Genomic DNA, 13,898 nt, shown 5'->3' on the forward strand with positions numbered 1-13,898 from the left:
CATGTTCCTTAAAAGACTCGAAGTAGTAGGCTTTAAATCATTTGCCGAACGTATCGGGATTGATTTTGTACCTGGTGTTACAGCAGTTGTAGGACCAAATGGTAGTGGGAAAAGTAATGTAACAGATGCAATCCGGTGGGTATTAGGAGAGCAGTCTGCCAAAAGTCTGCGTGGAGCCAAAATGGAAGACGTTATTTTTGCAGGAAGTGAATCAAGAAGAGCACTGAACTTTGCTGAAGTTACACTCGTTTTAGATAATTCAGATGAACTAGTAGCAATACCTTATACAGAGGTAAGTGTGACGAGACGTGTTTATCGTTCAGGCGAAAGTGAATATTTACTGAATAACCAGCAATGTCGTCTGAAGGATATTACAGACTTGTTTATGGATTCGGGGCTTGGGAAAGAAGCCTTTTCCATTATTTCGCAAGGGCGAGTTGATGAAATTTTAAACAGCCGTCCAGATGACCGCCGCAGTATTTTCGAAGAGGCTGCAGGTGTTTTAAAATATAAGCAGCGCAAGAAGAAAGCGGAGCATAAGCTTGTAGAAACAGATGAAAATCTAAATCGGGTTCTCGATATTTTGCATGAAATCGACCAGCGTCTGGAGCCATTGAAAATTCAGGCGTCCAGCGCGAAAGATTATGTGCGAATGACCGAAGAACTGAAAGATTTTGATATAGCATTAATGGTTCATGATATCCGTGCAAACGGGAAAGTATTGCAAGGCTATACTGAAGAACAGCGGAAATTAACAGCAACCGAAAAAGAACATGCAACTGAAATTGCGACAGTTGAACAACAATTGCGCAAAATGCGTACGGAGTTAAAAGCGATTGACGAAGTGCTGGACAGTTCTCAAGAACAGCTTGTCGAGGCGAGCGCGGAAGTAGAGCGATGGGAAGGCCGTAAAGCGTTATTTAACGAAAAGCGTTCAAATGCAGAAAAACAAATTCAACAATTACGTGAAAGCTTAACGGAAGCAGCCAATACGGTAAAAGATTTGCAAGAAGCTGAACGGGAAAAACGCGGTCAGTTTACAGAAAAGCAAAAAATCGTTACCGAAATTCGTTCGACGCTAAAGCAGGTCGAGCAAGCTTTAACACGCTCTGCTTCGGAAATCGAACAAGAAATTGAAGATGCAAAAAATACGTACATTAACTTGCTTAACGAAGAAGCGACCGTTAAAAATGAATTAAAGCATATCGATCAACAACTTTCGCAGGAACAGGCAACTGTTGAGCGAATGACGGGTCGTTCATCTGAAATTCAAAAAGAACTGACTGAAGCACTCATTGCAAAAGAAGTGACAGAACGTGCACTTGAACAGGCGGAACTGTCTGTGAAAGAACAACTTAATCATTTTGATGTCATGCAGCTTCAGTTAAAATCAGCGACTGCCGATTTAGATGAAAAGCAAGCATTATTGTATAAGGCTTATCAGCATCATCAGCAATTAAAAGCGCGTAAAGAGACATTGGCTGAACTTGAGGCTGATTTTTCAGGCTTCTTCCATGGTGTTAAGGAAGTCCTTTTAGCCCGAGATCGTAAAGAACTGCAAGGAATCGAAGGTGCGGTAGCCGAGCTGATTCAAGTCGAGGCGAAATACTCGCAGGCTATTGAAACTGCATTAGGTGCAGCTTCACAGCATATTGTGACTGAAAATGAACAACATGCCCAAAAAGCAATTGGCTGGTTGAAGCAAAAACGTGCAGGCCGTGCAACATTTTTACCGAAAACAGTAATGCGTTCACGGAAAATTCATGCACAGCAATTAAGTGATATTCAATCACATCCAGCATATGTTGCAATGGCATATGAACTAGTAAATTATGCACAGGAAAATACGACAATTATTGAAAACCTTTTAGGTAATGTATTAGTAGCATCTTCTTTGGAAGGTGCGAGCCAAATTGCCCGTTTATGCGGATTTAAGTACCGTGTTGTTACCCTTGAAGGGGACATCGTGAATGCTGGTGGTTCTTTAACTGGTGGTGCCTTAAAGCAGCAAAGTTCATTGTTCTCGCGTAAAGCGGAACTCGACAAACTCGTATCGACATTGGGAGAAATGGAATCAACAATCCATTCTGCCGAGCAAACGGTAGCGACGAAGAAAGAACAGATTGCAACATTACGACACTCATTGGAAGAGATGAAGCTGCAAGGTGAATCAATGCGTGAGCAAGAGCAAATTCATCGTTCGAAGCTTATGGAACTCGATATGATTGTGAAGAACTTACAGACAACAGTAACAATTACACAGTCGGAGCAAACTTCATTATCGACACGTAAAGAGTCATTAAACGAACAGCAGTCAGCTGCACAATCACGATTGACTGAATTAAGTAAAGAATTACAGGAAATCCAGCAAACGGTTGATGAACTGACACTCGCTAAGGCACAAAGTGAAACGCAAAAAGATGTGTTGCGTGAACAGTTAGCCCAACAACGATCTGAGCTTGCAGTTGCCCAAGAGCAATTAACACAAGTACAAGCTTCGATTGCAGGAATTGAACTGAATTTGTCTAAAGCACAGGCAAATGTCGAAAAAATTTCCCGGGAAATCGACTGGGTAGAATCTGAAGATGGCTTAAATGGGCCATCCGCAGAAGAATTGGCCCAAACAATTGTCGAATGGACGGAGAAAAAAGACGTACTGACAGAAATTATTCAAAAGAACCGTACACTGCGTTCTACTTTGCATGAGCAAGTTACGGAAAATGAAATTCACCTGCAGGAAATACAGCGAGTACATAAAAGCTATGTTGATGCATTGCGTGCACTCGAGCTGAAATGCAGCCGAATTGAATTTGAAATGAATAGTCTGCAAGAGCAATTGCTCGAGCAATATGAATTAGATGTTTTATCTGCTCAGGAAGAAGCAATCAGCATTGAAGACGAAGAACATGTTCGACGGAAAGTGAAGCTGTTGAAGCAATCGATCGAAGAACTTGGTCCAGTCAATTTAACTTCGATTGAGGAATATGAACGTGTTCAGGAACGCTATACATTTTTAAGTGAACAACGAGAAGATTTAGTTGCTGCAAAAGATACGCTGCACAAAGCAATCGGCGAGATGGATGAAGAAATGACAGAACGCTTCAGTGAAACATTTAAGCAGATCCGTAAGCAATTCGTCATTTCGTTCAGAGAGCTGTTTGGCGGCGGTACGGCGGACCTGGTGCTGTTGGATCCTAATAATATGTTAGAAACGGGCATTGAAATTATTGCCCAACCACCAGGGAAAAAACTGCAAAGCTTAAGTCTGCTTTCTGGCGGAGAACGTGCATTAACGGCTATTGCTTTATTGTTTGCGATTTTAAATACACGACCTGTACCATTCTGTATATTGGATGAGGTTGAAGCAGCATTGGATGAATCGAATGTTGTGCGTTATAGTGAATATTTACGTAAATTTAGTGAGCATACTCAATTCATCGTCATTACACACCGTAAAGGCACGATGGAAGGGGCAGATGTTCTGTATGGTATTACAATGCAAGAGTCGGGTGTATCGAAACTTGTATCGGTAAAACTGGAAGAACATGCTGAATTAGTAGCGCAAGGGAGTGGCGGAAAATGAGTTTTTTTAAGCGACTGAAAGAAAAACTGGCAGGTAGCAGTGAACAGCAAGAACAACAAGAACAACAAGAACAACAAGAACAACAAGATCAACAGGTAGATTTGTTACCGCTTGACGAACAAGAGCAAGAAGAAAATCAACTAATCGAAGCGGTAGAGGAAGAAATTCCTGGAACTGAACAAGCTGTTGAAAAAGAGCAGGAAGAAACAGTTGAGCAGCCGCCAATTGAAGAAGTGCAACCTGTTGAAGAAGAGATTTCTAATCAATCGGATACAGATGTTGAAGAGCAACCTCAAAAGCAGTCTGCGTGGTCGATTACCCAGAAGTTTAAAGCGGGATTGGAAAAAACACGTAATTCTTTCACTTCTAAAGTAAACGATTTAGTTGCACGTTATCGTAAAGTGGATGAAGATTTCTTTGAAGAGCTGGAAGATGTCCTGCTGCAAGCGGATGTCGGCTTTGAAACAGTGATGGAATTAATGGATAAATTACGTTTTGAAGTACAGCGTCAAAACATTAAAGATACAAACGGAATTCAGGCGATCATTTCCGAAAAGCTTGTTGAAATTTATGAATCTGGTGAAGAAAATTTAACAGAATTAAATATTCAGCAGAGCGGAGATTTAACGGTTATTTTATTTGTTGGTGTTAATGGTGTCGGAAAGACTACGACAATCGGTAAATTGGCCCACCGTTTAAAATCTGAAGGAAAATCTGTGATGTTGGCAGCGGGAGACACATTCCGTGCCGGTGCCATTGAGCAGCTGCAAGTATGGGGCGAACGTGTCGGTGTAGAAGTTATTGCACAATCAGAAGGTTCCGACCCTGCAGCAGTAATGTATGATGCTATTCGTGCAGCTAAAAACCGCGGTGTCGATATTTTAATTTGTGATACAGCCGGCCGTCTGCAAAACAAAGTCAACTTAATGAACGAACTTGAAAAAGTGCATCGTGTAATTTCGCGTGAAATTCCGAATGCACCACATGAAGTACTTCTTGCATTGGATGCGACAACAGGCCAAAATGCGCTTGTTCAGGCTCAAATGTTCAAAGAGGCGACAAATGTAACAGGTATCGTTTTAACAAAACTGGATGGTACGGCAAAAGGCGGTATCGTATTGGCTATTCGCAATAAACTGCACATCCCTGTGAAATTTGTAGGACTTGGTGAAAAAATGGATGATCTGCAACCATTCGATGCAGAACGTTATGTATATGGTTTATTTGCCGAAGGACTGGAAAAAGAACTGGAAAAAGCAGAAGAGTAACGATTACTTTCACTTTAAAATTATATTAAAAAAGCAATTCGTATAATTTTTACGAATTGCTTTTTTAATGGAAAAATGATTCAATTGACTGATTTTTCTTTTAATTCTGAATTGAGGGGTTGCTTTTCAAATTATATTTTGACATGATAAACTTTACCAAAACGTTTTAGTAAACATTTATTAACAAAAGGAGATAAAAATGAAAAAAGTAACAATAGCCGACGTTGCTAAGGAAGCAAATGTTTCGGTCAGTACCGTTTCACAATTTATGAATCAGCGCTACGAGTATATGAGTGTTGAAACACGGGCAAAAATCCAGTTAGCCGTTGAAAAACTGCACTACCGGCCAAATATTTTAGCACGAAGCCTGAAAAACAAAGGGACACAAACAATTGGGATTATTGTCGCTAATATTATGTACACGTTTACTACACATATCGTCCATCATTTAGAGCGTCATTTTCAGCAGCACGGCTTTCAGGTCATTGTGTGCAACGCAAATGATAACCCGAAATTGGAGCGTGAACATATTGATTTGCTGCTCGCAAAGCAAGTAGAAGGATTTATTCTTTTTCCTACAGGCAATAACAAAGACTTGTACGACTATTTGTATAACAGTAATATACCGGTTGTCTTTTTAGATCGTATGATTGCCGACGTGAAAATACCAAGTGTTCTACTGAATAATGAAAAAGCAATCGAGCTCGCAGTTGGGGAACTGATGAATAAGGGCTATGAAAATTTAGCAATTGTGGCAGGCTCGATTGAACAAAATATTACGCCTCGTCTTGAAAGGTTGGAAGGTTTCCGCCAAGCGATGAAAAAGAGGGGGGTAGCATACGGAGAACATCAAGTAATCGCCACTTCAACGGAAAACTTGCCGGAAAAATTCAATCGGTTGCTTACAGAAGTCAACCTGGATGGAATCATAGCCGGAAATGACCGTATGCTGCTCGCAATTTTACATTACTTAAAAGAACATGCTCCAGATCTTTTGGGGAAGATCGGTATTGCTGTAATTGATGAAATGCCATTAGCTAAATTTATGTCTACAAAATTGACAACGATTGAACAGCCAACAGAAGAAATGGCGAAACAAGCGGTTCATTTGTTCCTGCAAATCAAAAAAAGCGGCTACACAGAAGAATTATTATCCTCATACCGGTTTGATCCGATTTTAGTATAGGATTCATAACGATTGAGGAACTGTATTAAGAACAGGTCCTCTTATATTATACAAAATATTTTTTAAGAATAATATTCTAAAAATTAAGAATTATCCTTGCAAATGTATTGAAGATAATTTATTATTTTTTAATAAAACGTTTTACTAAAACGTTTTAGTTAAATGTAACCGCATACAAGGGGGAGAAATGATGAAAACAAAAGGGGTTTTAATGCTATTACTTGCATTAACAATATTTTTAACTGCTTGTAATTCTTCTGAAGAAGCTCGAACAATCATTTTAGCCGAGAACCAGGTAGATGATTATCCTACTTCCGTCGGCGATTATGAATTTGCGAGATTGATTGAAGAAAAAACAGATGGACGTTACAAAGTGGAAGTTTACACAGGAGGTCAGCTTGGTGACGAAAAGAGTGCCATTGAATTAATGCAGGTAGGGGCGATTGAACTGGCACGGATTAATGGCAGTCCTTTAATGGAATTTTCGGACTCATTAGGTGTTTTATCGTTACCATACTTATTTTCGGATGATGAGCATAAGTGGGAAGTATTGAATGGTGAAATCGGCGAGACATTATTAAATGGATTAAGCGAATCGAATTTACAAGGGTTGGCTTTTTACGATTCAGGCAACCGCCACTTCTATAATGCGGTTCGCGAAATAAAATCACCGGAAGATTTAGAAGGACTAAAAATAAGAGTACAGCAATCAAGTTTAAATATTGACATGGTTGAGGCATTAGGAGCTTCTGCCACAGCAATGTCTTATGGTGAGGTATATTCGGCAATTCAAACAGGGGTAATTGATGGTGCTGAAAACAACTTCCCAAGTTATTACACGACAAATCATTTTGAAGTGGCTAAATACATAACGATGGACGGACATTCTGGTGTACCGGAAGTTTTGACAGCTTCGAAAGCTTTCTGGGATACGTTATCCGAAGAAGATAAGGAAATCTTTAAGGAAGCAGCATTGGAATCACAAGTCGTGCAACGAGAAGCGTGGGCAGCACTGGAAGAAAAGTCTTTACTTGAAGCGCGAAATGCCGGTAATACAGTTACAGTCATCGATGATGTGACACCTTGGCAAGAAGCAGTTGAACCAATCTACGCAAAATACGGGCAACAGTTTAAAGAAAATTTAGAGAAGATTCAATCATTGGTTAAGTAAAATAAAGGGGAGGGCTATCGAGTGGCTACTATAAAAAAGGCAAAAAGTATTTTAGACCGCAGCCTAGATTATATTTTAGGAACGATGGTTATTGCGATGACACTGATCATCATCTATCAAATATTTACACGTAACTTTTTAGACTTCACACCGAGATGGACGGAAGAATTGGCATTGCTTTTATTAATTTGGATTGCCTTTATTGGAATTGCAATCGGATTTAGAGACAACTTACATATTGGGGTAGGGGTATTTGTAGGTTTGATGCCAAAGAGCATTCAAAAGAAAATCGATCTCATCACTAAAGTATTGGTAGTTGCAATGAGTATCATTTTTATCTATTACGGCTTCCGTTTTACATTTTTAATGCATGGCTCATTAATGGCCGGTACAAGATTGCCGCAAAGTATTTTATACAGTGCGATTCCTGTCAGTGGTATTTTAACATTCATTTACGGGATTGAAATGTTCTTTAAAGATGCGATTCATGAAGATTTTGATGACGATGCCAAAGAAGCGATGGAGGCGGCTAAATAATGGGGATTGCAATATTACTTGCAGTATTTGTAGTGTTATTACTTTTACGTGTACCGGTTGCACTATGTCTGGCGGTTTCGTCTTTTGTCACTACGATTTATTTAGGGATTGATTTAGCGGCAATTGTACAGCGAATGGTAAGCGGATTGAACAGTTTTTCGCTTATAGCGATTCCATTTTTCATTTTAGCCGGGGAAATTATGAATGAAGGCGGTATTTCACGCCGTTTAATTAATTTGGCGAACGTTATTGTCGGGAAAGTGCGCGGGGGCTTGGCGATGGTAAACGTTTTATCTTCAACATTTTTTGGCGGTATTTCGGGTTCTGCTGTAGCGGACGTATCATCAATTGGTTCTGTATTAATCCCAATGATGAAAAAGCAAAAGTATGATGCGGAATATTCTGTTGCGGTCACTATTTCAAGTGCTGCACAAGGCGTTTTAATTCCACCAAGTCATAATATGATTATTTATTCTACTGCTGCCGGTGGTGTATCGGTTGGTGCATTGTTTATGGGAGGAATCGTTCCGGGTATTGCATTAGGCTTAATTTTAATGATTTTTGCATATGCGATTGCAGTAAAGCGTAATTATCCAAAAGGTGAACCGATTAAGCGTGAAGAGGTACCTAAAATTGTACGCGAAGGTTTATTAGGATTGTTTACAGCGGTTATTATTATCGGGGGTATTTTATCCGGTATTTTCACAGCGACAGAATCTGCGGCAATCGGTGCATTATATGCGTTTATTATTTCATTTTTCGTTTATAAAGATGTGCCGATTTCGGCGATGGGGAACATTCTGAAACGTACTGTAAAAACATTGTCGATGGTACTGTTTTTAATTGCAGCTTCTTCAGCATTCGGCTGGCTGCTTGCATTTTTAAAAGTACCTGCAATGGTTACAGAAACGTTATTGGCTGTTTCACCGAACGATTTTGTTACATTATTAATTATTAATGTCATTTTATTAGTATTAGGTATGTTTATGGACATGGCACCGTTAATTTTAATTGCGACACCAATTTTATTGCCGGTAGCAATCGAAGCAGGTATGGATCCGGTTCAATTCGGTGTTGTATTAATTCTGAACTTAGCGATTGGTCTTGTAACACCGCCGGTTGGTACGTGTCTGTTTGTCGGATGTGCCATCGGTAAAATACCGATCGAAAAAGCAACAAAGGGAATGCTTCCATTTTATGGCGCAATGATTGTTATACTACTATTAATAACGTTTGTTCCAGATATTACGTTAAAACTTCCGGAACTACTATTAAAGTAAGGGGACTAGAATATGACAAAAACATTTTTAGGTGATTCGTTTTTATTGAATAATAAAGTAGCTGAGAAGTTGTATTTCGATTATGCAAAAGATTTACCGATTATTGATTACCACTGTCATTTAAGTCCTCAGGAAATTTATGAGGATAAGCAATTCAAAAATATAACAGAGGCTTGGCTGTACGGTGACCATTATAAATGGCGTGCGATGCGGGCAAATGGGGTTCCGGAGCATCTAGTAACGGGTGATGCGGCTGATTATGAGCGTTTTGAAGCATGGGCAAAAACCGTTCCGTATACAATTGGAAACCCTTTATATCAGTGGACACATCTAGAGCTTCGCCGATTCTTTAATGAAGAAACTCTATTAAATGAAAAAACAGCACGCGCTATTTGGGATAATGTAAATGAACAACTACCTCAAAAAACAGCACGTCAGTTAATTATAGACTCAAAAGTAGAAGTAATCTGCACAACAGATGATCCGATTGATTCACTTGAATATCATATCGCACTTCAAAAAGATGAGCTGTTTAACGTGAAAGTACTGCCAAGTTTCAGACCGGATAAAGCATTGGAAATCAATAAGCCGACATTTGCGGACTGGATTGGATCATTATCGGAAGTAGTCGGTGAAACAATTGAGTCTTATGAACAATTGAAAGAAGCTCTTGCAAAACGTATTCAATTTTTTGATGAAGTCGGCGGTAAAGTATCAGACCATGCATTGGATACGATTTATTATGCGGAAGCGACAGAACAAGAAGTGAGTGCTATTTTTGAAAAGGGGCTTGCGGGTGGACAAGTATCGCTGGAAGATGAAGCGAAATATAAAACAGCATTGCTTATCTTTTTAGGAAAGCAATACGCTTCATATAATTGGGCGATGCAATATCATATTTCCGCACACCGCAACAACAATACACGTCAGTTTAATGAATTAGGGCCGGATACAGGCTATGACAGCATTAATGACGGTCCAATCGCAGTACCGCTGACACGTTTACTGGATGCACTTGCACTTGAAGATGCATTACCGAAAACGATTATTTATTCATTAAATCCGAAAGACTATTACGTTATTGCCAGTATAATCGGAAGCTTCCAGGAAAAAGTGCCGGGGAAAATTCAATTCGGTACAGCTTGGTGGTTTAATGATCAAAAAGAAGGAATGCTTGATCAGATGAAAGCACTTGCGAGCATCGGGGTATTCAGCCGCTTTATCGGTATGCTGACGGATTCACGCAGTTTCCTGTCTTATACGCGCCACGAATATTTTAGACGCTTAGTATGTGATCTTATTGGCGGATGGGTTGAAAATGGAGAATTCCCTGAAGATTATGAGCTTCTTGGAAAGGTAGTACAGGATATTTGCTATTACAATGCAAAAAATTACTTTAACTTTTAAATGGGGTGGATGAAGCATGCAACAGTTATCAAACGAAGTGTATACTCGAAAAACAGCTGTCGTAGAGCGTATTGTCCAATTTGGCACGGGGAATTTTCTCCGTGCTTTTGTTGATTGGCTTGTACATGAAGCGAATTTACAGCAGCAACAGGATTTAGGAATTGTTATTGTCCAGTCAACATCAGGAAGTACGTCAGAAATAATCAATGCGCAAGACGGCCTATACACACTTGTTACGCAAGGAATTCAAAATGGTAAGCGAGTCAACTATGAACAAGTGATTGAAAGTGTAACACGGAGCATATCACTGCAAAAGCAATACGAAGAATATATGAAGCTCGCGGTTTCAGAAGACCTCCAATATGTTGTATCCAATACTACCGAAGCGGGGATTGTTTATGAAGAGCTTCCATTTGATAAACAGCCATCAACAAATTTTGTAGCGAATGTGACTCATTTTTTATGGAAACGCTATGAAACATTCGGCGGAGACCCGTCAAAAGGGCTGATTTTCCTGCCGTGTGAATTAATTGAACAGAACGGTACCGCTTTAAAAAATGGGATTGTAAGCTATGCAAATGCATGGAACCTAGGGCAGAGCTTCATCGATTGGGTAACAAATGCCAATACGTTTTGCAACACACTTGTTGACCGTATCGTACCGGGATTCCCGAAAAGCCAACATGAAGAATTATCGATGAAGCTTGGGTATGTTGACAAATTACTTGTCTCGGCAGAACCGTATTATATTTGGGTAATAGAAAATGAGGAAGCGCTTCATTCTTTTCCGTTAGTTAATAATAAATTTGAAGTAAAGCTTGTAGAAGAATTGAGTTATTACCGGGAGCGCAAAGTGAAAATGCTCAATGGTGCACACTCCGCATTAACACCGCTTGCTATTTTGATGAATATAGATACAGTCGGGCAAGTGATGGAACACCCTGGATTAAGACCGTTTGTTCAACGCTTACTTGCCCAGGAAGTGATACCTACCATTAATGGTGACAAAGAACAGTTAATCATATATCAACAAGCGGTTTTAGAGCGCTTTGAAAATCCTTTTATTGCACATTACGTAAAAAGTATTGCACTCAATGCAATCGCCAAGTTTAAAACTAGAAATATCCCATCTTTACTGGCGTATTATAAGCAATATGAAACACTTCCGAAACATTTAACAACATCATTGGCTGCCTGGATTTACCTATATCAGACACCGGCAGTATTTTCGCCGCAAGATGCTCCGGAAGCGATTGAGCAAATTACGGCAAACTCATTAGAGGCTGTATTGCGTAATGAAAATCTTTGGGGAATAGATTTAACCACGATTCCACAACTTGAACAATTTGTCGGGCAGGCAATTGCGGCATTTAAAGAACAACAAACAGCACAGTTTATTGCGGAATTGGAAGAGGAGGTAATGGGATTATGAAAGAAACGATTGTAATTCATCCATCTGATAATGTTGCGGTCGCTTTACGTGCGTTTGAAGCGGGAGAGCCATTTTCCATCGGCCAAGAGCAGATTAATTTGGCACAGGAAGTTACTAGAGGCCATAAAATTGCCACACGTAACATTGAAAAAGGGGAACATATTATAAAATATGGCTATCCGATTGGACATGCTACTGAAGATATTGCAAAAGGAACTGTTGTCCACACGCATAATGTGAAAACAAATTTGCAGGACATCATTAACTATAATTACGACAAGAAAGATATTACATTAAACTACCCGCAGCGTAATTTAACATTTAAAGGGTATCGACGCAGCAATGGTGAAGCTGGTATACGGAATGAGCTGTGGATTATTCCTTCAGTCGGATGTGTGAATGGTATTGCGGATATGATTATTCGGGAGTTTGAGCAACGCGTAGGAAGTATTGCGCCTTTTGAATCGACACTCGTATTAAAGCATAATTTTGGCTGTTCGCAATTAGGCGACGACCATGAAAATACACGTACTATTTTACTGGATGCAATTAATCATCCGAATGCTGCAGCGGTGCTTGTATTAGGACTTGGTTGCGAGAATAATACAATTGAAGAGATGAAGCAGGAACTAGGTGATTACGATACTTCCCGTGTGAAATTTGTCGTGTCTCAGCAAGTTGATGATGAAGTTGAAGCAAGTGTAGAAGCACTCGTGGAACTTCATGAAGCAGTCCGCAATGACCGCCGAGAAGATATTCCGATTAGTGAATTGCGTATCGGACTAAAATGTGGCGGTTCAGACGGCTTATCGGGTATCACGGCGAATCCGCTTCTAGGCCGTTTCTCCGACTTTTTAGTATCACAGGGCGGCACAACGGTGCTGACGGAAGTTCCGGAAATGTTCGGAGCGGAAACGATTTTAATGAACCGTGCACAAGATGAAGAAACATTTGAAAAGATTGTTTCGCTTATTAATGACTTTAAACAATACTTCATCGACTACAATCAGCCGATTTATGAAAATCCTTCACCAGGAAATAAAGCAGGCGGGATTACAACGCTGGAAGACAAGTCGTTAGGTTGTACGCAAAAAGCGGGCAGTGCTGAGATTGTAGACGTTTTGAAATACGGCGAACGTTTAAAAAAACGCGGGTTGAATTTATTGAGTGCACCTGGGAATGATCTTGTAGCATGTACAGCACTTGCATCAGCCGGCTGTCAATTAGTACTGTTTACTACAGGTCGTGGTACGCCATTCGGCTCATTTGTACCTACGATGAAAATTTCAACAAACAGTGCTATTTATGAGCAAAAAAAGCATTGGATTGATTTTAACGCAGGGCAAATATTAGAAGATGACGTTGATGAAGATGCGGTACTGGAAGAATTTATTCAATACATTATTGCTGTTGCAAGTGGTGAGCCATTAAATCATGAACGAATGAATTTTAAAGAAATGGCTATTTTTAAAACAGGTGTAACGCTGTAAAAGTATCTTCGCTTTATAGTAATCTTCCTATTATATAAGAAATGGCGATGCTTCCTTTTTCTTGAGGGAGTGTCGTCATTTTTTAAATTTGCTTATCGATGGAAAGAAAAAGGTTATCCATACGGACAAGGGGATTACCTTGACAGTAACTGCCCACAAGATTATGATAAGATAGACAAATTATGATTGGAGAGATAAAAATGCTACTTGAAAAAACAACACGCATGAACTTTCTCTTCGACTTTTATCAAGCGTTATTAACTGATAAACAGCGTAGCTACATGGAACTGTATTACTTGGACGATCACTCGTTAGGAGAAATTGCCGAAAGTTATAGTATTTCACGCCAAGCTGTTTACGATAATATTCGCCGTACTGAGGCGATGCTTGAAGAATATGAAGAAAAACTAAATTTATTCGAAAAGTTTCAACAACGTCAAATCGTGTTAAAACAATTGACGAATGCGATCATGGATGAGGCTTCTACGACAGAGGCGAAACTGGCATTGGTTGAACAACTGAAGGAATCGGATTAGGGGGCGAA

General features: G+C 39.7%; 10 protein-coding genes. All 10 read left to right on the forward strand.

Annotated features, from left to right (window positions below):
* Window position 1: 1 nt before the first annotated feature.
* The 10 genes from smc (at window position 2) to AC6CH1_RS02510 (ending at window position 13,890) form a co-directional block, all read left to right on the forward strand.
* Window positions 2-3,583, forward strand: a complete 3,582-nt coding sequence (smc, locus tag AC6CH1_RS02465) for a chromosome segregation protein SMC (RefSeq protein WP_427710984.1) — start codon at window positions 2-4, stop codon at window positions 3,581-3,583.
* On the forward strand, window positions 3,580-4,851 hold the full coding sequence (ftsY, locus tag AC6CH1_RS02470; protein ID WP_498316230.1) for a signal recognition particle-docking protein FtsY: 1,272 nt from the start codon (window positions 3,580-3,582) through the stop codon (window positions 4,849-4,851). Before smc ends, ftsY begins: the two co-directional genes overlap by 4 nt.
* Before the next feature lie 199 nt (window positions 4,852-5,050).
* On the forward strand, window positions 5,051-6,037 hold the full coding sequence (locus AC6CH1_RS02475; protein WP_427710980.1) for a LacI family DNA-binding transcriptional regulator: 987 nt from the start codon (window positions 5,051-5,053) through the stop codon (window positions 6,035-6,037).
* A 190-nt stretch (window positions 6,038-6,227) separates the two neighbouring features.
* A complete protein-coding gene (locus AC6CH1_RS02480) occupies window positions 6,228-7,208 on the forward strand; it encodes a TRAP transporter substrate-binding protein (RefSeq protein ID WP_251689389.1) in 981 nt (326 codons plus the stop codon).
* Between the two features lie 21 nt (window positions 7,209-7,229).
* Window positions 7,230-7,745: a TRAP transporter small permease gene (locus AC6CH1_RS02485; RefSeq protein WP_413077753.1), complete on the forward strand. Its 516-nt coding sequence runs from the start codon at window positions 7,230-7,232 to the stop codon at window positions 7,743-7,745.
* Window positions 7,745-9,025, forward strand: coding sequence for a TRAP transporter large permease (locus tag AC6CH1_RS02490; protein WP_251689387.1), 1,281 nt, complete (start codon window positions 7,745-7,747; stop codon window positions 9,023-9,025). Before AC6CH1_RS02485 ends, AC6CH1_RS02490 begins: the two co-directional genes overlap by 1 nt.
* Before the next feature lie 12 nt (window positions 9,026-9,037).
* A complete protein-coding gene (gene uxaC / locus AC6CH1_RS02495; protein WP_498316231.1) occupies window positions 9,038-10,432 on the forward strand; it encodes a glucuronate isomerase in 1,395 nt (464 codons plus the stop codon).
* Window positions 10,433-10,448: 16 nt separating this feature from the next.
* Window positions 10,449-11,864: a tagaturonate reductase gene (locus tag AC6CH1_RS02500; RefSeq protein WP_251689383.1), complete on the forward strand. Its 1,416-nt coding sequence runs from the start codon at window positions 10,449-10,451 to the stop codon at window positions 11,862-11,864.
* A complete protein-coding gene (locus AC6CH1_RS02505; RefSeq protein WP_498316232.1) occupies window positions 11,861-13,354 on the forward strand; it encodes a UxaA family hydrolase in 1,494 nt (497 codons plus the stop codon). Before AC6CH1_RS02500 ends, AC6CH1_RS02505 begins: the two co-directional genes overlap by 4 nt.
* A 200-nt stretch (window positions 13,355-13,554) precedes the next feature.
* The gene (locus tag AC6CH1_RS02510) at window positions 13,555-13,890 is read left to right on the forward strand and encodes a putative DNA-binding protein (RefSeq protein ID WP_251689378.1); all 336 of its coding nucleotides are present in this window, start codon (window positions 13,555-13,557) and stop codon (window positions 13,888-13,890) included.
* The last annotated feature ends 8 nt before the right edge of the window (window positions 13,891-13,898 follow it).

This window comes from Solibacillus sp. GQ1 (assembly GCF_059758555.1).

Coding starts and splice junctions, on each gene's coding strand:
- AC6CH1_RS02500 (WP_251689383.1), top strand. CDS start 10,449: ATGCAACAGTTATCAAACGAAGTGTATACTCGAAAAACAGCTGTCGTA.
- AC6CH1_RS02480 (WP_251689389.1), top strand. CDS start 6,228: ATGAAAACAAAAGGGGTTTTAATGCTATTACTTGCATTAACAATATTT.
- AC6CH1_RS02505 (WP_498316232.1), top strand. CDS start 11,861: ATGAAAGAAACGATTGTAATTCATCCATCTGATAATGTTGCGGTCGCT.
- uxaC (WP_498316231.1), top strand. CDS start 9,038: ATGACAAAAACATTTTTAGGTGATTCGTTTTTATTGAATAATAAAGTA.
- AC6CH1_RS02475 (WP_427710980.1), top strand. CDS start 5,051: ATGAAAAAAGTAACAATAGCCGACGTTGCTAAGGAAGCAAATGTTTCG.
- AC6CH1_RS02490 (WP_251689387.1), top strand. CDS start 7,745: ATGGGGATTGCAATATTACTTGCAGTATTTGTAGTGTTATTACTTTTA.
- smc (WP_427710984.1), top strand. CDS start 2: ATGTTCCTTAAAAGACTCGAAGTAGTAGGCTTTAAATCATTTGCCGAA.
- ftsY (WP_498316230.1), top strand. CDS start 3,580: ATGAGTTTTTTTAAGCGACTGAAAGAAAAACTGGCAGGTAGCAGTGAA.
- AC6CH1_RS02510 (WP_251689378.1), top strand. CDS start 13,555: ATGCTACTTGAAAAAACAACACGCATGAACTTTCTCTTCGACTTTTAT.